The sequence below is a fragment of the Bacteroides coprosuis genome (assembly GCF_020741705.1).
Lineage (GTDB): Bacteria > Bacteroidota > Bacteroidia > Bacteroidales > Bacteroidaceae > Bacteroides_E > Bacteroides_E coprosuis.
Window position 1 is genome coordinate 1 of record NZ_DYYK01000173.1, and the last position, 21,213, is coordinate 21,213.

The window sequence follows — 21,213 nt, forward strand, 5'->3', positions numbered from 1 at the left end:
ACATATCCAAGAAACACAAATGCATTCGAGTGGTTTTTCCATTATAGTGGCGTTGATATTACCTTTAAAACTCAATTATCTGATGGACAATTATCCCAATTTGGAGGAGTCCTAATTAGAAGTGTAGAAAAGTATGTTGATGGAGAATTAGATTCTATTTATACAGGTCCACTAATTACAATGAAAGAGATTTTTAGTTGCACGAATAGACTACCTCTATTGGAAATATGTGAGACAAAAACGAGTAATCGTAAAATATTGAAAACAGAACGGCAGGGTATTTCTTTAGTAGAAGAATACTCTAAGGCATTATACCGCTATTATGTAGATATTAAAACATGGTCTTCAGAACAGATCTGTTATAGAGTTAAGAACAAAAAGGTAGTTGAAGAAAAAATAAAACGTCATTACTCTTCGAAGCCTAAAGGTGGTATCGAGATTTTAATATAGGATCGACATACAATAAGTATTCAGTAAATAAACAATACATACGACACCACTTAATACTCCATCCACTTATTAAATAACACAAAAAGAGGATGGCTAGCCATCCTCTTTTATCTATCTATAAAGAATATTTGTTATAGTGAATTTAGTCTTTCTTCTATTTTTTGGTAGAAGCGAGTGATGTGCAATCCATCTGCAAAAGCATGACTGATAGTGATTGCTACAGGCATAACGAGTTTGCCTTCACGGGATATAGCTTTGCCTACATTTAATAAAGGGTATGAATTTCCTTCTCTTTTTTCTTGAGCACCTACCAACGAGGTAAAATATAAATCGGGGGTTGCACTTAGAAAAATAGTACCGTAAGGATCATTTTCTTCATCTAAGTTTTCTGTACCAAAATTACTTTCAGTTTGTTTTTTTGCCTCTTCTACAATAGCTACTGCTTTGGGGTAGAACTCGTTAAAGTCTTTGATAAATGGAATACGCACTATTGCACAATCTCCTTCATCATTAAGTAATATAGGAGTAGTTATATCAATTGTATCGTAATATAATACCCTACCCTCTGCATCAATGCGATAACGAAACTCTTCAATTTCATTCATGGCACATAGCATAGAATAAATATAATAGATAAAAAAGGATTGTCCCTTTTGTTTGGCTTGTTCACGTGCATGGGTACAATCTATTTCTGAGGTAATAGAAATGTTGGGGTTTTGAAACGTTTTAAAGAATTCGTAGCTGTTTCTTCTCTTCCATGAATTGATATCTACAAGATGTTTCATTGTTTGGATAAAATTTATAATTAATTGAAACTACGAGTAATTTGAAACCGAATGAATGTAGTGAATATATTAGTTCTCCAACTGATATATCTTTTCAGCCAATTAGGACTCTTTATTTATTGGAATGCAAAATTATGTAATCTATTTTATAATAGCATAAAACGGCTCTTTGATTTATAATTTTATAACAACTTATGAATTAGTCTTATACAAAAAAGAGGAAAATATCCATCTTCCTCTCTCCTAACTTTATAGGTTATCAAAATCTATATGATTCCATTTATACTCTTCAAATGCTGATTTACCTTCTCCACACTTGGGGCAAACCCAGTCGTCGGGCAAGTCTTCAAATTCTGTACCTGGGGGAATATCGCTCCACGGATCTCCTCTATTGGGATCGTACACGTATTCACACATGATACATACATATTTTTTACTTTTCATCCTTTTCTACTTTTTATAAATCTTACTAAAACATAAGCTAAGGTAAAAATTTATTTATGAATTATGCATAAAACCCGTAGCATCTTGATGCTATAGCCTAATAATAATTGATATAAAACAGTACTACTCTCCTTCCTGTTTTCACAAACTCTCCCCACTTTTAGAACTTATAGGAAAAATCATTTCAAATAGTGTGTATTCTCGTATCACCCAACTAATCTATAGGCTGAATCTAAAAAACCTCTAGATTGTAAAAAATTAGAAGTACTCAAAAAGTGATTCAAGGAGAAACTAGAGTCGTACAGACATTGATAAACAACTCGTTAGATAAATACAATCCTTTCTCAAGAATTCTTAGCTGTTTGCTTTGCTTCCTTGTATTTTTATTATATTTTGCAGTATGAATCTAAAAAACCAATACCCATGACAATATATATAAGACCGAGCAAGGCTGTCATTATCTTTACCCTATTAGGTATTGGTATTATTGTTACCCTAATTAGTAATTTTGGGCCTAGTATCATCTTAAATATCCTTACCATAGGGGGATTATCTATCTTTTTATACTTTCTACTGGTGATGCCTTATAGCATTACAATTAATGATGAATTTATTCGTGTCAATCGCTTATTATACCCGATCAAGTTCAATCGTAAGAAGATAAAAATAAGCTCTTTCACTTATAATAATGTCAGAGAAAGTGCTCGCCTTTGGGCTTCAGGAGGAATATTTGGTTATACAGGTTGGTACTCTACATCAGGGGTCGGAAAATACTATCTTTCCGCTCTTAACTTAAAAGATATTGCACTGATAGAAAAAGACAATGGGAAGAAATATGTAATTAATATTCCTATTTACGACCCTGAGATGCAAAAACTGATGGGAAAGAAAACCAAGCTTCCTTCTTCGGCTATCAGTATGTTTTAGTGCTATTATAATAGACTCTATTCTCCTCAAAGAGTTTAATTTCAACGATTTACTTTTTAATTCACAAAAACATTATTACCTTACTATATGTTTTTATATAAGAGAGTAAAGCACTCTTTAGATTAAGTTAATCACCTTAATCTATCTTTTAATATAAAATATAGACTTATGACTTACTATTTGAAACCAAGCAGAAGCGTCATTATTCAGACCGTTATAGGGTTGGCTATATTATTTCTTTTGAGTTATATATCTGATGCTACAAATATTCTTTATCTGGCTGTGTATGCCCTCTTTTTACTTCTCTTATTGAATTTTATTTTTCGGATGCCCATCTGTGTCAAAATAACCGATGACATTATTCAAGTAAAAAGACTCTTTAATTCTCTTACTTTTAATAAAAAAGAAGTAGATATTGAACCTATTAGTGTGAAGGAATTGAAGAAACTGGGTAAGTTTTATGGTGCTACGGGGCTGTTCTCTTATGTGGGTTGGTTCTCACTCCCAGCAGAATCAAATGTACGCATTCAAACGGCCAATCAAAATGATATGGCACTTGTAACAACCAAGGAGGGCAAAAAGTATGTGATTAATTATCCTCAAGTACAGTAAATGACAAAATTGCACATCAAACGCAAATCATAGAAAGGCTATCTGATATCCAAGGATGGCCTCTTTTTATCTCTTTTCAATAAGCAACTAGTCTATAATTTGTCAAACCTCATCAAACAGATCCATATCCTCTTCTTATTCTACCCGAATAGTACAAATGTATAAAAATACACCGCTAATTATCCTCAGGTTTTATCAGGGTTAAAATAGCAGTTTGAGTAAGTCAAAACAACATCATGTCGGTGTCATGTCATCATCATGTCGGTGTCAAAATGAGTATTCTAATTTCTGCAATAAAATAAGAATATTTATTCCGTTTGAGTATGTATAAATATCAATCTACAAAATACTTAAAAGACCTATCTAAGCTAACTTAAATAGGTCTTTCTCTCGTTTCTAAAATTCACATCTCTCTACTCTTACGTATAGGTAGAGGTTCACCCCAAATTTTTATTGTCGCACCTTTATCTAGAACTAAAGGTTCATATTCTTGATTGTTTGATAACTCCAGAAGCATTTCTTGTTCGTTTGATTCTATGTAGTACTGAAAAAAGTTGATGTAGCTTCCTAGCTCAGGAAATAAGCGGTAGAACTCAGTATGTATCACTTTGAGATAGAGGATATACGACTGATAATAATAATCTCTTTCATTTAAAGGAGTACCTTTAAGTTCGAAAGCTTTATGAGTACCCAAATCTACATGCTCACTAATATAACTCAAATCATCTGGCGAAGCAAAGAACAGAGTCATAGGCGAAATACCTCCTACAATATCCAAATCGGACTTTTTACCTGGACCGATGTATTTTAAAAGGAATATGCTTTCTAAATCTTTTAAACCAAAATTGGCCTCCAGACGCATAAATTGCTCTATGACTTCAGCTAAAGCAGGATGATGTTTATAGCTCGATTGCTTCAGTTTAAGCAAAGCATCTTCTCTTTTCCACTCCACAATCTCAAACTTATCTTTGTAGCGATGGTAGTTGAAGAGTATTTCTCCTACATCTAAGCTATGCGAAACCAGCAAATGCCACTTGGTTTCACCCTTCAACCTTCTACTATCAATGACATATTGAAAAGCACATTTTACAATGTGTAAATGAGCAAAAGAAGAGGGTATGGAAGTCATCTCCTTAGCCGAAAACGCAGCGTTGGGATCTCTTATTTCTTCAATATCTCTATTGTATAGGCGGGTTTCACACCAGCCTTTGAGTGTGTCTCCTCCATTGGTATGCAAACGTAGTAATTTAGCCATATTAATATCCGTATTTTTCATCCACGATCAACGATAGTGCCCGATGAAATAATTGAAAAAACTGTTCATGAGCAGACGCTCCTTTATCTACCTTATCTGCCAAACGGTTCAAAGTTTGGTTGATGTACTTATACCCATCTAGTTTGACAATCTTATCGGTCCACATCTGCTTACGTGTAACCACTCCTTTTATAAAATCGAAGAAATTATCATTGCTTCCATCCAAGTAAAATGGGGCAAAAGACCTTGTATTATCTGCCAACTCTTGAAGCCAATCTATATAGTAGTGAGCCATTTGTTTCATAAGCTCAATGCTAGCCTCATCCTCAAAGCCAATCTTTTTTTTCCAACTCTCTGCTGTGCCAATATAAGGCGCATTGAGGATGAAAAGACAAAATAGATAGTAAGAAATCAATGGACGTTCTAATACTCTTTGAGTAGTGAGAGGTAAATCATCCAAAGTTACCACATCCACATCATTTTCTAAACCATATTCTAGATAACGAACCATACGCTTTTCCCAGTTTTCGGCTTGGAGGTTTTGCGTAGAAAAATGCCAAATAGAAAGGGCTGCAATCATCTCTACAAAATGTGCAGGATTCTTTTGTTGTGCTCCTCCTCTACAGTTTGGGTACATTTTTGCTCCAGCAGTATCTCCTATCGTATATAGATAGTCGAGCAGATTATTGACTCCCGAACCTAAATAATACTTGAGAGTAGATTTTGATTTAGAAGTAAAAGTAAATGAGTCGATAGGAGATTCATCCTCTTGCTCCACCTTGAAATAAGGCAAAATATAGATTGCTCCTATCTGACTATTTTTAATCAAACTAGCATTGGGATAATCATTTTCTGAAATATGGCGTAATCGATCTATCAACTGGGGAATACCTGCTGCGCCTGTACCTCCAAATGTAGAACCAATAATAAATATTTTATCACCCTCCTCAAAGCTTTGACAGACATTCTTTTTGAATTCATGGTTCAAAAACTCTTGAAACAAAAGACTACCTATTTTTGCCTTTCCCTCAAAGCCATCCACACATTTAAACTGGAGTTCTTTCTCGGAGAACAAAGCATCGAGTAGAGCCTTATTTTCATCTTCTTCACCCTTCACATTTTGCATATATGGTACACCTAGCAATTCTTTCAGTGTATGAGAAAAGATAGCAGTTGGTGCATCGGGCATAAAACCTCCCCTCAGTGACAATATCGAATTGGAGAAGAATGAACCCTCTGGGAGTTGATTTGCGTTGAGCAAAGAACTTATATCCTGATACAAGTGCAATTGTTTTATTGTTCTCTCTAGATCACCATTCTTTAAATCGGAATCTATCAAAATAGGAATCAACTGGTCTGCTGATACTTTTACCCCAGCAGACATCAACATTGTTAGCGATTTTAAGACTCTGGCACCTGTGCCTCCCAAGCCTATCACATAGAGCTTGCCCATATATTTGTGTTTTAATGAATACCTCTCTCCTTCTTCCTTGTAGAATGGGAGATATTTCTAATTTCAATAAACTTATTTTTTATGGAAACACAGATATCACGCTTCACTTAAATAAAACCAGCTACATATATTGTCTTGTTTTATTACAGATAAGTTACGATTCAGCATTAGATTATAGCCTACATAGAGCCTATAAAGCTCTTTTAACAGAACTGAAGAGAATGATACCGTATGGAAAAGGGATGATTTATAAGTTGTTAATATGTTTCCCTTTACAGCACTAACAAAAAAAGTATAGCTACGGGCATGGGTCTGCCAAGAGTAAACAAGATATCGCTACGGTAAGTAGATTTACCCCTGTAAAGGTGTTCTCCAGATAGGGTGTAGAGGATATCACTAGTATAATAAGAATTGCCTCGATAGATATGTTTACCATCAAAATGATACAAGATGTCACTCTGGTAGGTAGATTTGCCACGGTACAGGTACTTACCATCGTAAGTGTAAAGGATATCGCTGCTATAATTGGAGCTACCTCTATAAATATATTTTCCATCAAAGTGATAAAGGATGTCACTTCTGTAGCTAGAATCCTTTTTCTAGAGATACCTCCCATCATAATTACACAAAATATCGCTTGTATAAGTGGAGTTTCCTTGATAGATAGGAACACCCAATGATAGAGCATAAGTCATAATGAGTAAGGTAAGCAGCATAATCACATATTTTAGTACCAATTAAAGATAACCTTTATTCCATAAACATCTGCATCGAAATCTATAAAAGAAGATTATCTAATTGTACTCTAGGCCATGATCTCCTTCGTTATTGTATAGTACTACTCGCTAATCTTCAACTTCCAACCCCTAAACAAACTTGCTAGGTAAGTCATTCGCATTTTGAGTGTTACAAAACTCCTCAAAAAGAGCTCTATTCTTACCTACAACATCGCTAAATCTCTACTTGTAAGGGTTTTACCCAACCGATTTAGTTTATAGAAATTTATCGCATCTTGGGGATTTCTATTAATTGATAGATCTATTATAAAAAAACCTAAGCGAATTACTTTCGTAAATGCTTAGGTTTCTACAAACTAAAAATAAATAATATATCATCTCTTATTATTCCATCTTATCTACATTATCTAAGTTGACTACACTAATAGTACTTACTATAACAATAATCAAGATAAAAGGAAGGATTTCATACACCTTAAAATGGAAGCAACCTACGGCAATGCCACTCAGTAACAAAACAGCTATTCCATACAATATTCTCGCTTTTTTCTTGGTTATTTTCATTTGCTATTTTTCTAAAATTCGATATTAAAATATTCGTATTTCCAATAAAAACTAGATTCATCTGCTATTTAAAAAATAGTAGTAAGATACAAGCATTTCTTGCTTCTCTTTCTTACGCTACAAGGCTCTATTCTCACTTTTTGTTACAATTAGATGACGAATAAAGTTATATCTTGCCTAGGTCATCGTATCATCATGACACCGACATGATGATACGATGACACCGATATGATACTGACATGTCGGTGTCAAAGTGAATCTACTTCTTCTTCAAAAACCAGACTTAACACGTATGAAATAAGGAAGAACTTATACCATTTACTACACCTATAAATTCTCATATTTTACTTCATAAAAAAGGGAGAAACCTCATTATAAAAATTGATTTCTCCCCCTTCACCTTTAAATTATAAACAAAACACATTAATTCTTTTCTGGTCTCAACTGACGAACAACGGATCCTGTACGCCACATTTCACTCTCACGCAAATCTTTCAATTCTTTATTGAGTTTTTCACGATAATCAGATTGAGAATTGGAGTCGATAGATCGTTGAGCTTCCCTACCCGAAGCTACCTCTTTATATAGTTTTTCAAATACAGGTTTGGTAGCATCATGAAAAGGTGTCATCCAATCGAGTGCTCCCCTCTGAGCCGTAGTAGAACAGTTGGCATACATCCAATCCATTCCTTTTTCGGCAAATAGAGGCATAAGAGATTGAGTTAGCTCCTCTACTGTCTCATTAAAAGCCTCGGAAGGTGTATGACCATTCTCTCTCAGAGTTTCGTATTGAGCAAGAAGAAGACCTTGTATAGCCCCCATCAATGTTCCACGCTCTCCAGTTAAATCGGAATATACCTCACGCTGAAAGGTGGTTTCAAACAGATAGCCCGAACCGATACCGATACCTAAAGCAATAGTACGCTCCTTAGCTTTGCCAGTGGCATCTTGAAATACAGCAAAACTAGAGTTTAGTCCCCTACCTTCAAGGAACATTTTTCTTAAACTTGTTCCCGAACCTTTGGGAGCCACTAAGATAACATCTACATCGGTAGGAGGAACAATTCCTGTTCGCTCTTTGTAAGTTATACCAAAACCGTGTGAGAAATAGAGTGCCTTTCCTTTAGTAAGCTGTTTCTTTACTACAGGCCAAAGCATAATCTGTGCCGCATCCGAAAGAAGGTATTGAATAATAGTACCTCTTTTACAAGCCTCTTCAATCTCAAAGAGGGTTTCTCCAGGTACCCAACCATCTGCAACGGCTTTATCCCATGTTTTACTCTCTTTTCTCTGTCCTACAATTACTTTAAAACCATTCTCTTTTAGGTTTAGAGCCTGCCCAGGTCCTTGTACTCCATAACCTATTACGGCTATTGTTTCCTCTTTTAATACTTGTTTTGCTTTTTCGAGTGAAAACTCTTTGCGGGTTACTACTTCTTCATCTACACCGCCAAAATTCATAATTGCCATATCTTTTATTTATTTAAAATGATTATACGTTTTGTACTAAAACAGCTTCTTGATGAGCAAGCATATTACTCAAGTGCTCCTCTTTAGACCTTGTAATTGCTACTCTACCCGAGCGAATAAACTGTAAAACCCCTATTTTCTCGGAAAGCTCTTCAAAGAGGGCTTGGGTCTCTTCGTAATGCCCCGTCTTTTGTATTACAGTAGAATGATCACTGATATCCAGAATGATAGCATGATGCTTCCGAATAAGCTCCTCCACTCCACTCGACTCTAAGAAGAGTTGCGTCTTGATCTTGTACAAAGCCAATTCCTGATAAATCAGCTCACTATCTCGATGATAGAAAGCTTTTAAAATATCTACTTTCTTATCTATCTGGGCCACTAACTTTCGTACCGTATTCTCTGCATCTACAAAGGTGGTAATGGTAAACTTATGAATGCCTTGAATAGCAGATGGAGAAACAGAAAGTGTTTCAATATTCATCTGCCTTCTTGTAAAGATAGAGGCAATCATATTCAGTACTCCCACTGTGTTTTCTGAGAAAACAGTCAGTGTATATAAATCTTTCTTTTCCATAGTTCATCATTTAAAGGGTTTGTCCGTTACCTATCATAATTTGAGTTACGCTACCTCCTGCAGGAATCATAGGGTAAACCATACCTTGATTCTCTACTACAGCTTCAAGCAGATAAGGTCCTCTATGCGAAAGCATTTCTTCTATTGTATAATATAATTCCTTACGCTTCGTAACCTTTTTCCCTCGGATGCCATAGGCCTCAGCAATACGAACAAAATCAGGATTCTTTAGATAGGTTTCTGAATAGCGACGATCAAAAAACATCTCTTGCCACTGACGTACCATACCGAGATAATTATTATTGAGCAAGATGATTTTAATATCTAGATTGTATTCCATTATAGTTCCTAGCTCTTGTATTGTCATCTGCAATCCACCATCTCCTACAAATACACACACGGTACGATGGGGTGCCCCACATTTCGCTCCAATACCAGCAGGCAAACCAAAGCCCATAGTTCCAAGTCCTCCCGAGGTTACCAAGCTACGTGATGAACTAAACTTGAAATAACGAGAACTCATCATTTGATTTTGTCCTACATCTGTTACGCAAATAGCTTGATGCTTTGTAGCTTCAGACACCATATGCACAACTTCGCCCATTTTTAAAGTGGTATCGCAAGTGGGGAAAAGCTCATCCCGTATTACACAATCAAACTCTTTAGTACGATACACATCAAAACTCTTTTTCCATGCCGTATGCGTATGCGTACTTAACCGAGCTGTTACCAATGGTAGTGTCTCTTTTACATCTCCCAAGATGGGCACTGTAGTTACCACATTCTTCTCTATCTCGGCAGAATCAATATCAAAATGGATTACCTTCGCTTGTTTGGCATACGAAGCTAAATCTCCCGTTACCCGATCATCAAAACGCATACCTATCGCAATCAATACATCACATTCGTTGGTCTTCATGTTGGGAGGAATATTACCATGCATACCCAGCATACCACAATTCAAAGGATGCTTAGATGGAAGAGCTGAGAGCCCAAGCAAAGTAGAAGCAAATGGGATATCCGCTTTCTCTAGGAACTCTGTCAACTCTTGTTCTGCCTTTCCCAAAACAACCCCTTGTCCCACAAGAGCTAGTGGCTTTTGAGCCGAGTTTATTAAATCTGCGGCCTGCTGAATACACTCTAGTTGAAGATCAGGTTTAGGTTGATAACTTCTTAAATAGGTAGTCTTTACATATTCATAATCACAAAGTGAAGTTTGTGCATCTTTAGTAATATCAATCATAACAGGTCCTGGACGACCAGTAGAAGCAATATAGAAAGCTTTAGATACTGCCTTAGCAATGTCTTCAGCTCGGCGAACCTGACAAACCCATTTGGTAACAGGCTGCGTTACACTAATGACATCGGCTTCTTGAAAAGCATCTGAGCCCAATAAAGAAGAATTTACTTGTCCCGAAATAACTACTAAAGGAGTACTATCCATCATGGCATCTGTTAATCCCGTAATCAGATTGGTAGCTCCAGGACCTGAGGTAACAAGTGTGATACCTACCTTGCCTGTTACACGAGCATAACCTTGTGCAGCATGAATTGCTCCCTGCTCATGACGAACTAAGCGATGTTGTATCTGATTTTTATAATCATACAAGGCATCGAAAACAGGCATAATAGCACCACCTGGATATCCAAAAACCTGTTCTACATCCTCTGCAAGTAGTGAGCGTACTAGAGCTTCACTACCCGTTATTCTTTTTGCATTCTTTTCATAATTATCCATTACTATAAAATTTAATCGATCATGCGTACTGCACCTTTATCGGCTGAGCTTACAAAATGAGCATAAGCCTTTAATGCTTTTGAAACTTGTCGTTCTCTTTGTGGAGTGAAAGCCTCACTTCCTCGGGCTATTTCTTCTTTTTTTCTTTCATTTAATTCTTCATCTGAAACTAATAACTGAATACTACGATTGGGAATATCTATCTCTATCCCATCACCATCTTTCACCAAGGCTATAATGCCTCCTGCAGCAGCTTCGGGTGATACATGCCCAATAGATAAGCCCGATGTTCCTCCTGAAAAACGACCATCAGTAATTAAGGCACATACCTCTCCTAGGTGTTTCGACTTTAAATACGAGGTGGGGTAAAGCATCTCTTGCATACCTGGTCCACCTTTTGGCCCTTCATAGATAATCACTACTACTTCGCCAGGGTGAACTAATCCTGTAAGGATTCCCATACAAGCCTCTTCTTGAGAATGAAACACTCGGGCAGTACCCTTAAAGTACCAGTGTTCAGGAGCTACACCCGCTGTTTTCACCACACAACCCCCTCTTGCTAAATTACCTTTCAGCACAGCCAAACCACCATCTTTCGTATAGGCATGCGCTAAATCACGAATACATCCATCTGCCCGATCTATATCCAAGCTTTTGTATTCTTGATTCTGACTTCCCATCTTCACACTCCTTTGATATGCTGGAGCTGAACGGAATAACTGCTCTGCCGAAGAGGATAAGGAGGTTGAAGTAACATCATACTCTTGCAATACCTCTTCCAAACTTTTGGCATCAACTCTGCAAACACGGGTATCAACCAATCCTCCCTTTGCCAACTCGTTCATAATTCCCAATACACCTCCTGCTCGATTTACATCTTGAACGTGATAGCGTTTAGAATTAGGAGCGACCTTACAAAGACAAGGGACCATGCTAGACAAACTATCTACATCCTCCAAATCAAAATCCACCTCAGCCTCGTGAGCAATAGCCAAAAGGTGTAGAATGGTATTTGTTGAACCTCCCATAGCAATATCCAAAGACATCGCATTGAGAAAAGCTTCTCGGGTAGCGATGCTACGAGGTAAAACTCGTTCATCTCCAGCCTGATAGTATTTAAAAGCATTTGCTACTAATACATGAGCAGCCTTCTTAAAGAGCTCTATTCGATTAACGTGAGTAGCCAATACTGTTCCATTTCCTGGTAATGCCAATCCTAGTGCTTCATTTAAGCAGTTCATTGAATTAGCGGTAAACATACCCGAACAAGACCCACAAGTAGGACAAGCACTTGCTTCTAAGGCTTCTATCTGCACATCAGAAACAGAGGGATCGGCAGACTCTACCATCGCATCAATCAAATCTACTTGTCGGTTGCCGAGCTTTCCCGCTTCCATTGGTCCACCCGAAACAAAAATTGTAGGAATATTTAAACGCATAGTAGCCATTAGCATACCTGGGGTAATCTTATCACAATTACTTATGCAAAACAAAGCATCTACTCGGTGTGCTTCTGCCATATACTCTATGCTATCGGCAATCAGTTCTCTAGAGGGTAAAGAGTAAAGCATACCCTCATGCCCCATTGCTATACCATCATCAATGGCAATAGTATTGAACTCTGCTGCAAAACATCCTGCTGCTTCAATCTCTTGTTTGACAAGCTGTCCGATTTCATGTAAATGTGTATGGCCTGGCACAAACTGAGTAAAAGAGTTTACTATACCTACAATCGGTTTACCCATCTGCTCGGGTTTCATTCCATTGGCACGCCATAAAGCTCTGGCTCCAGCCATTCGTCGCCCCATCAAACTGACAGCACTTCTTAGTTCGTGTTTCATCTTTCCTCCTTCTTTGCAATCCACCTAGCTACCCAATCTCCCACATCCGATGTAGAATAAGCTGGGGTACCTTCGGCTAAATCTTCTGTTACTACTTTGGCTTCAAGAGAAGCTTGAACTGCATCTCGAATACATCGTCCTTCCTCAGGGGCATCTAGAGCATATTCAAAGAGCATAGCTGTAGAAAGTATCATAGCCAAGGGATTGGCTATATTCTTTCCCGCAGCTTGAGGGTATGATCCATGAATAGGTTCAAATAGTGAAGTATGAACTCCTATTGAAGCAGAGGGTAATAAGCCTAAAGATCCACTAACTACAGAAGCTTCATCGGTTAAGATATCTCCAAAGAGGTTTTCAGTAACGAGCACATCAAAGTGAGTCGGATTCTGAATTAACTTCATGGCTGCATTATCTACAAACATATACTCTGTTTCAACATCGGCATAGCGAGGTTCCATCTCTAGAGCTACCTGACGCCATAATCTTGAAGTAGCCAAAACATTGGCTTTATCTACTACCGTCAATTTCTTTCTACGTGATTGAGCCAACTCAAAAGCCAATTTTAATATACGTTCAATCTCTTCACGCGTATAAATACACGTATCATAGGCTGTATTTCCATCTTCACTACGTCCTTGTGGCTTGCCAAAGTACAAACCGCTAGTCAACTCACGCACACACATAAAATCGGCTCCCCGTACACGTTCTTCTTTCAAGGGAGAATGGTGCTCCATTCCCTCAAAAACAGATACAGGACGAAGATTAGCATAAAGTCCTAAAGATTTACGCATCTTCAATAACCCCTGCTCTGGACGGACTTTAGCATTGGGATTATTGTCATATTTAGGCGAGCCCAATGCTCCAAATAATACAGCATCAGCATTTAAGCACGTGTGATGAGTTTCTTTGGGATAGGGATCTCCCACAGCATCAATAGCACAAGCACCTACTAAAGCTTCCTCACAGCTAAACTCATGTCCAAAACGAGTACAGACTGCCTGAACTACCTTAAGGGCCTGAGCCATAATCTCTGGTCCGATACCATCACCAGCTAATACAGCCAACTTAAAATTCATCTTCTTGTCTTTATTTAATTTCATTTTACTTCTGTTTTAATACGATTAAGCATTTTGAGTGTTGCCTTTATGGCAGCAACGGTTTGATCTACATCTAGAGCTCGTGTTCGGAAAAGCTGTCCTTCCCATTTCCAGGTGATGATGGTTTGCACATAAGCATCCGTTCGACCTCCTGGAGGAATAACCACCACATAATCTACTAAGTCGGGAACAGGTTGTTGGAGCCGTTTGAATATCCGATCTACTGCCAATGTAAAAGCATGATATTGTCCATCTCCTGCCGCATTCTCCTCATACACTGTCCCTTCAATATCCATTTGTACGGTTACTACAGGTCGCATACCCTTAGCAGCTGTCAATGAATAGTTTAATAACTTAACGGGCTGATCTTCTACTCCGTTATTTAAGAGTTCAGCTACGATGTAGGGTAACTCATCTTGCGTTACAGGTTCTTTTTTATCCCCCATCTCTACCACCTTATCCGTCAACTTCTGAATGAGTTTTTCATCCCAGTCCATCCCCATCAATTCTAAGTTTTTAATGATGTTTGATTTGCCTGAAGTTTTTCCTAGTGCATAAGCTCGAGTACGTCCAAAACGTTCAGGAGACAGTTCGCTACAATAGAGATTATGCTTTAAATCTCCATCGGCATGAATACCCGCTACCTGAGTAAATGCAAAGTCGCCCGTTATAGGTCGATTGGATGCTATACGAATGCCAGAGTAAGTCTCTATAATCTTACTAATCTGATAGCTCTTACTCAGACAAACTTGGGAGTGCAAATTGAGCTGATCTTCTATGACAGCCAACACACTAGCCAGCGGAGCATTACCTGCTCTTTCTCCTAATCCATTAACAGTTACATGCACTCCTTGAACTCCTGCTTGAAGTGCCGAATAGACATTTGCCACAGCCAAGTCATAATCATTATGAGCATGAAAATCGAAATGTACCTTAGGGTATTTCTCTACAATCTGAGAGCAATACTGGTAGGTTTCGTTGGGATTCAATATACCAAGGGTATCAGGCAACATCACTCGCTGAAGAGGTAACTTCTCTAAAGCCTCCAGCATATTCCATACATATTCTGGGGAGTTTCGCATGCCGTTCGACCAATCTTCGAGATATACATTGACATCTAATCCTAGTTTTTTTGCTAATCGTACACTTTCAGATATATCCTGCCAATGCTGTTGAGGCTCTTTATGTAACTGATGTTTGCAATGATTGAGTGATCCTTTGCATAGTAGATTAACTACTTTGCAACCAGCATCTGCAATCCAGCGTAAAGAGCGATCTCCATCAACAAAACCCAAAACCTCAAGTCGGTGCAACACTCCATTTTCTTTTGCCCACTGTGCCGCTACCTGCACCGTCCGTCTTTCTCCTTCTGACACCCTTGCTGAAGCTATTTCTACCCGATCCACATGCAGCTCTTGAATGAGCAGCCTTATAATGCTTAACTTTTCTTGTGTCGTAAAAGACACCCCACAAGTTTGCTCACCATCTCTAAGTGTAGTATCGAGTATTTCAACTCGGCGGGGATACGCAAGTACTTCCTCAGTAACTCCAGGGTCTGACTTTCTCATAAGTCTCTATTTTTGATTGATTCAAGAGCAAGAGGTCTATGTCATCCATCCCTTGAAGTAAACACTGTTTTTTATAAGGATTGATAGCAAATACTTCTGTACACCCACTAGAGTCTAAACACACTGTTTGTTTCTCTAAATTCACAGTCAAAGTATGCTTAGGGTTTTCTTTGGATGCCCGAAAGAGTTTATTCAAGAAATCGGGACTAACTACTACTGGTAAGATGCCATTATTCAGTGCATTATTCTGAAATATATCTGCAAAGAAGCTTGAAATAACGACTCGAAAGCCATAATCGGCTACAGCCCAAGCCGCATGTTCTCTACTAGAGCCAGAGCCAAAGTTTTTCCCTGCTACTAATATTTCTCCCTGATAAGTGGAATCATTGAGTATAAATTCTTGTTTTGGATTACCCGCTTCATCATATCTCCAATCTGCAAATAGATTTTCACCAAATCCTTCTCTTGTTGTGGCCTTTAAAAAACGAGCAGGAATAATCTGATCCGTATCGACATTCTCGATAGGTAAAGGGATATATGTAGAGGTAATTGTTTTAAATTGTTTCATTTTTGGGTATGTTAAAGTCCTACTTCTTATGCTTAAAGCATCAGAAGCGAACATAAATTAAACATGTAATTGAGTTTAAATCAGAATTATAAGCTTAATCTAAGTGCGGAAAACTTATTCTTCCTGTAATGGCAGCAGCAGCAGCGACGAGTGGACCTGCCAATATAGTACGAGCGCCTGGTCCTTGTCTGCCTTCGAAATTTCTATTTGACGTAGAAACAGCATATTTCCCAGCGGGAATCTTATCTTCATTCATTGCTAAACAAGCAGAACAACCTGGTTGACGGAGTTCAAAACCTGCTTGTTTTAAGATCTTATCGAGTCCTTCTTCTTGAATCTGGTGAAAGACTTGCCAACTACCTGGTACAAGCCAAGCTGTAACGTGATTAGCTTTGTGCTTCCCCTTCACATATTGGGTAAAAGCTCGAAAATCTTCTATTCTACCATTGGTGCAACTACCTAAGAATACATAATTTATAGGCTTACCAAGCAATCTTTCGCCTGGTTGGAAATCCATATACTCCAAAGCCTTTAAAAAAGAAGCCTTACTTTCAGTTTGAATCTGACTCGTTGTAGGGATACTATCTTCTACATACATACCCATCCCTGGGTTTGTTCCGTAAGTAATCATAGGTTGAATCTGTGATGCATCAAAGGATATTTCTTTATCAAACTTTGCTCCGTCATCTGTTTTCAAGGTTTTCCAATATGTTACGGCTTTTTTCCACATTTCCCCTTTCGGTGCATTCTCTTTGCCTTTCAGATACTCAAAGGTAGTTGCATCGGGAGCAATTAATCCCCCACGAGCCCCCATTTCAATACTTAAATTACATAAAGTCATTCGTCCTTCCATAGAAAGCTGACGAACAGCTTCTCCAGCATATTCCACAAAGTACCCTGTTGCCCCACTCGTTGTCATTTTACTGATCAGATACAGAGCCATATCTTTAGCCGTTACCCCCTTTGAGAGCTTACCTGTAAAATTAATACGCATCGTTTTGGGGCGACTCTGCAATACACATTGGGTAGCTAAAACCATCTCAACTTCACTTGTACCTATGCCAAAAGCAATTGCTCCAAAAGCACCATGTGTAGAAGTATGGCTATCTCCACAAACAATCGTCATTCCTGGTTGAGTAAGTCCGTTTTCGGGACCAACAACATGCACGATTCCATTTTTGGAGTGTCCCAGCCCAAAATAAGTTAAGCCAAATTCCTTTGCATTTTGGGTTAGTGTATCTACCTGATTTCGAGATGTAACATCTGCTATCGGTTTGTTTTGGTTTTGGGTAGGGATATTATGATCGGCAGTTAGAGTAGTTTGTTGAGGACGAAACACCGATAACCCCCGTTGGCGTAATCCAGCAAATGCTTGCGGACTAGTTACTTCATGACAAAAGTGACGATCAATATACAATTGAGTTGGTCCCTCTTCCATCTTTGAAACCACGTGGGCATCCCATATCTTATCAAAAAGAGTTTTCATAATTTGAGGTTTATATTGTTTTGTTATTTCAGTTTAGGTTGTTAATGAAGGCTATGCTTCTTCAAACTTATTCACGGCATCAATAAAAGCTTCTACAGATGCAGCAATGATGTCTGTGTTGGCAGAAAAGCCATAGTACACTTGGTCTTTATATTCCACGTGCATATGCACTTTACCCGTATCATCACTACCTCTATCTATCGCCTGAATCAAAAACTCCTGAATAATCATCTCTCGGCGAATAATATGTTTCACAGCTTTAATAGCAGCATCTACGGGTCCGTTGCCACTCGCTGAGGCTTCAAATCTTTCTCCAGCTATTTTCAAACCAACACTGGCAACATTCCGAACATCAATACCCGATACAACTTGTAGATATTCTACTTGAATTCTTTGAGCTTCAGCATCTTTCCCTATGAGAGCTAGCAAATCCTCATCATGGATGTTTTTCTTCTTATCGGCTAGTTCAAGGAACTTCTGGTAAGCCTTATCCAGCTCTTCAGCATGAAGCGTAACACCCAGTGTTGATAGTCTATTTTTGAGTGCTGCTCTACCACTACGAGCCGTAAGTACTATCGAATTATCTCGAATACCAACATCTTGAGGATTGATGATCTCATAAGTTTCTACATTTTTCAATACTCCATCTTGGTGGATTCCCGAGGAGTGAGCAAAAGCATTCCTTCCCACTATGGCTTTATTAGCTTGTACTGGCATACTCATCAAACTAGAAACCAACCTACTTGTAGGATAAATTTCATGAGTATTAATATGGGTTTCAAACCCTTGTTCGGGATGACTTTTCAGTGCCATCACAACCTCTTCCAAGGCTGTATTTCCTGCCCGTTCTCCAATTCCATTCAAGGTTACTTCTACCTGTCTTGCCCCATTGAGTACCCCCGATAGTGTATTTGCTGTCGCCATACCCAAGTCTTGATGACAATGTGTAGAGAGAATAGCATCTTTTAAATCGACATGATCTACTAAATATTTAATTTTAGCCCCATACTCAGCAGGGAAACAATAGCCTGTTGTATCAGGAATATTAACTACCGTAGCCCCAGCTTTAACTACTGCTTCAACTACACGAGCTAAATACTCATTGTTGGTTCGACCTGCATCTTCTGCATAAAACTCTACATCATCTGTAAACCGACGAGCATACTTGACTGCTTTTACGGCCTGCTCGATAATTTCTTCGGGTGTAGATTGGAATTTATAACGAATGTGATAGTCGGAAGTCCCGATACCCGTGTGTATTCGTTTGCGTTTGGCATATTGCAAAGCCTCAGCAGCTACTTCGATATCTTTTTCTACTGCTCGGGTTAATGCACATATCACAGGCCAAGTTACTGCCTTGGATATCTCAACGACAGACTTAAAATCACCTGGACTAGAAACAGGAAATCCTGCCTCAATGACATCAACCCCTAGCCGTTCCAGTGCTTTGGCTACTTCTATTTTTTCAAGAGTGTTAAGTTGGCACCCTGGTACCTGCTCTCCATCTCTTAGGGTTGTGTCGAACACATAAATTTGTTCCATTTTAGTTTGTTTAAGGCAATAAAAAAACCTTTCCCACACAGTGAGAAAGGTTTAAATTACTATTTAGATTATATTACTATTATAGATACGCCATTCTCACCCACTATTAGTTTGTAACAGTAGAATAATAGAAATGACGATAATATTAATAGACAAATGATTCATATTGAATTCTTATTATTTGCTTCGTATGCTTACAAACTAATAGAATATTAATTTAATATCAAAATATTTATCATATTAAATATAATAAAAGTTTCGATTTGTTATTAATAACACACTTTCACCTTATAGTATAAAGGAAATGGCTTTTCTGTTTTCTAGTATTTTTGAGACAATCTATACATTTAGTAAGAAAACAATGACTTTGAAATCTTTCTCGGATAACAAAAGGAAAAATAGGACTTCCATTTAACCAGAGTAAAGTAGTATTCTGACACCGACATGAACATGCTTTGACACCGACATGTCATCGTCATGTCGGTGTCAGAATATCTTAGAAGAATCTTATTATTAGATATATAAAGGAAAATATGCACGTTAGAATGAATTTCACTAAATCATCCCCAATTACATGTTTTACAAGATTGAATTTTGTTTTATATTCTAAGCAAATCAAATACTTTATCTCAAAAAAACGATCTAGAAGCCTTGGTTTTTATTTATGCTTCATATCCTTTTACACAGCTACTCTAAAAGATAAAACCCCGCCATACAAAAGTATAGACGGGGTTCACATTAGTCTTATTTTATAGAAAAGTAAGGATATTAGTCTTTTATCCGAATCACTGCATTGGATATGATTGCCACAAGACCTCCCGTAGTAATTCCTGAAGAAAATGTACCCCGAATCCACTCGGGCATTTGAGATAGAATTTCGGGTACAAGCTCTACTCCTAGTCCGAAGGCAAAACTTACAGCCAATACTAATACGGCTTTGCGGTTTATATTTTGAGATGCAATAATACGTACCCCTGAAGCAGCTACTGTACCAAACATCAGTAAGGCTGCACCACCTAATACAGGCTCAGGCATCAATGAAAACACCCCACCTACAATAGGAAATGCACTCAATATGACTAGGAAACCTGCAATATAATAACCTATATAACGACTGGCTACTCCTGTAAGCTGGATTAAACCATTGTTTTGAGCGAAGATAGAATTGGGCAATGAGTTGAACATACCAGCAATAATAGAGTTTACTCCATCTGCCAACACTCCTCCTTGCACGCGTTTCATAAACTTATCACCTTCAATAGGTTCGCCACCAATCATAGAGTTGGCTGTAATATCTCCATACGCCTCAATAGAAGTGATGAAATAGATGAGTGCCACCGCAATAAATGCCGATAAATTAAAATCTAATCCATATTTAAAAGGGATAGGGATATTGATAGAACCCAAATGAGTCAACTCATCAAAATGAATTAGCCCCAATAGATAAGAAGCTACATACCCTACTATGAGTCCGATAATAATAGAGCTCATTCTGAAGTACTTATTTTTAACACTATTCAAAAGCAGAATCACTACTAATACCAAAGTAGCCAACCCTAAATTTTGAAGACTCCCAAAGGTGTTATTGCTCTGTGCTGCATACCCTCCACCACATGAGATAATAGCTACCTTAATGAGGCATAAACCAATCATGGTAACTACAATACCCGAAACCAAAGGAGTGATGATTTTCTTGGTATATTTAAACAATCTACTTACAATAATTTCTACTGGAGCTGCTGCAATACATACCCCAAAGATAGCTGGTAGAGCAGCTACACCCAGTCCCAAAGGAGCAAAAACAGAGTTGATAGCTCCAATAAAGGAAAAGCTAGTTCCCTGAACACAAAGTAAACCGCAACCTAAGGGACCAAATCGCTTACACTGCACAAATGTAGATATACCTGATGCTAGTAACGACATAGATACTAGAAAACTAGATGTTTCATGATCAAAGCCCAAGGCTTGACTAATAATTAAGGGCGGTGTGATGATGGCAACGAATATTGCGAGAAGATGCTGAAGAGCCACAAATACGGCCTCCCGAAAGGGTTGTCTATCTTCAATCTGATAAATTAAATCTGTTTTTTGAATTGGAT

18 protein-coding genes and 1 pseudogene are annotated in these 21,213 nt (G+C 38.0%); 3 read left to right on the plus strand and 16 right to left on the minus strand.

Going from position 1 to position 21,213, the window contains the following annotated elements; genetic code table 11:
* Positions 1-450, plus strand: a pseudogene (locus tag K8V80_RS10270) (hypothetical protein); the annotation flags it as partial.
* A gap of 131 nt (positions 451-581) precedes the next feature.
* On the opposite strand, the gene K8V80_RS10275 reads toward K8V80_RS10270, so the two are convergent.
* Both K8V80_RS10275 and K8V80_RS10280 read right to left on the minus strand, forming a co-directional pair.
* Positions 582-1,235, minus strand: coding sequence for a chloramphenicol acetyltransferase (locus tag K8V80_RS10275; RefSeq protein ID WP_006744989.1), 654 nt, complete (start codon positions 1,233-1,235; stop codon positions 582-584).
* Positions 1,236-1,484: 249 nt separating this feature from the next.
* Entirely contained in the window at positions 1,485-1,679 is a 195-nt protein-coding gene (locus K8V80_RS10280) for a rubredoxin (protein WP_006744990.1), read from the minus strand.
* Positions 1,680-2,102: 423 nt separating this feature from the next.
* Between K8V80_RS10280 and K8V80_RS10285 the strand changes: the two genes are divergently transcribed.
* On the plus strand, positions 2,103-2,606 hold the full coding sequence (locus K8V80_RS10285; protein ID WP_276777697.1) for a PH domain-containing protein: 504 nt from the start codon (positions 2,103-2,105) through the stop codon (positions 2,604-2,606).
* A gap of 168 nt (positions 2,607-2,774) precedes the next feature.
* Positions 2,775-3,218, plus strand: coding sequence for a hypothetical protein (locus K8V80_RS10290; protein WP_276777699.1), 444 nt, complete (start codon positions 2,775-2,777; stop codon positions 3,216-3,218).
* Positions 3,219-3,621: 403 nt separating this feature from the next.
* On the opposite strand, the gene K8V80_RS10295 is transcribed toward K8V80_RS10290, so the two are convergent.
* The 14 genes from K8V80_RS10295 to K8V80_RS10360 form a co-directional block, all read right to left on the minus strand.
* Positions 3,622-4,473, minus strand: a complete 852-nt coding sequence (locus K8V80_RS10295; protein WP_276777701.1) for a hypothetical protein — start codon at positions 4,471-4,473, stop codon at positions 3,622-3,624.
* A gap of 1 nt (position 4,474) precedes the next feature.
* Positions 4,475-5,926, minus strand: coding sequence for a hypothetical protein (locus tag K8V80_RS10300; protein ID WP_276777703.1), 1,452 nt, complete (start codon positions 5,924-5,926; stop codon positions 4,475-4,477).
* A gap of 272 nt (positions 5,927-6,198) precedes the next feature.
* Entirely contained in the window at positions 6,199-6,498 is a 300-nt protein-coding gene (locus K8V80_RS10305; RefSeq protein ID WP_338083570.1) for a hypothetical protein, read from the minus strand.
* A 549-nt stretch (positions 6,499-7,047) separates the two neighbouring features.
* Positions 7,048-7,227, minus strand: coding sequence for a hypothetical protein (locus K8V80_RS10310; RefSeq protein ID WP_276777709.1), 180 nt, complete (start codon positions 7,225-7,227; stop codon positions 7,048-7,050).
* A 423-nt stretch (positions 7,228-7,650) separates the two neighbouring features.
* A complete protein-coding gene (gene ilvC, locus K8V80_RS10315; protein ID WP_006744998.1) occupies positions 7,651-8,697 on the minus strand; it encodes a ketol-acid reductoisomerase in 1,047 nt (348 codons plus the stop codon).
* Positions 8,698-8,719: 22 nt separating this feature from the next.
* Positions 8,720-9,274 carry an acetolactate synthase small subunit gene (gene ilvN, locus K8V80_RS10320; protein WP_006744999.1) on the minus strand — a complete coding sequence of 185 codons (555 nt, stop codon included), beginning with the start codon at positions 9,272-9,274 and terminating at the stop codon, positions 8,720-8,722.
* Positions 9,275-9,284: 10 nt separating this feature from the next.
* Complete coding sequence (gene ilvB / locus K8V80_RS10325) at positions 9,285-11,012, minus strand: biosynthetic-type acetolactate synthase large subunit (RefSeq protein ID WP_276777714.1); 1,728 nt, start codon at positions 11,010-11,012, stop codon at positions 9,285-9,287.
* An 11-nt stretch (positions 11,013-11,023) separates the two neighbouring features.
* The gene (gene ilvD / locus K8V80_RS10330) at positions 11,024-12,853 is read right to left on the minus strand and encodes a dihydroxy-acid dehydratase (RefSeq protein WP_276777717.1); all 1,830 of its coding nucleotides are present in this window, start codon (positions 12,851-12,853) and stop codon (positions 11,024-11,026) included.
* The gene (leuB, locus tag K8V80_RS10335) at positions 12,850-13,929 is read right to left on the minus strand and encodes a 3-isopropylmalate dehydrogenase (RefSeq protein ID WP_276777724.1); all 1,080 of its coding nucleotides are present in this window, start codon (positions 13,927-13,929) and stop codon (positions 12,850-12,852) included. Before leuB ends, ilvD begins: the two co-directional genes overlap by 4 nt.
* A 20-nt stretch (positions 13,930-13,949) precedes the next feature.
* Entirely contained in the window at positions 13,950-15,518 is a 1,569-nt protein-coding gene (locus K8V80_RS10340; RefSeq protein ID WP_006745003.1) for an alpha-isopropylmalate synthase regulatory domain-containing protein, read from the minus strand.
* Positions 15,490-16,086: a 3-isopropylmalate dehydratase small subunit gene (leuD, locus tag K8V80_RS10345; protein ID WP_276777721.1), complete on the minus strand. Its 597-nt coding sequence runs from the start codon at positions 16,084-16,086 to the stop codon at positions 15,490-15,492. The genes K8V80_RS10340 and leuD overlap by 29 nt, the downstream gene beginning before the upstream one ends.
* A gap of 94 nt (positions 16,087-16,180) precedes the next feature.
* The gene (gene leuC, locus K8V80_RS10350) at positions 16,181-17,572 is read right to left on the minus strand and encodes a 3-isopropylmalate dehydratase large subunit (RefSeq protein WP_006745005.1); all 1,392 of its coding nucleotides are present in this window, start codon (positions 17,570-17,572) and stop codon (positions 16,181-16,183) included.
* A gap of 51 nt (positions 17,573-17,623) precedes the next feature.
* Positions 17,624-19,114: a 2-isopropylmalate synthase gene (locus K8V80_RS10355; RefSeq protein ID WP_040310166.1), complete on the minus strand. Its 1,491-nt coding sequence runs from the start codon at positions 19,112-19,114 to the stop codon at positions 17,624-17,626.
* A 768-nt stretch (positions 19,115-19,882) separates the two neighbouring features.
* Positions 19,883-21,208 carry a nucleobase:cation symporter-2 family protein gene (locus K8V80_RS10360; RefSeq protein WP_276777727.1) on the minus strand — a complete coding sequence of 442 codons (1,326 nt, stop codon included), beginning with the start codon at positions 21,206-21,208 and terminating at the stop codon, positions 19,883-19,885.
* Positions 21,209-21,213 lie beyond the last annotated feature (5 nt).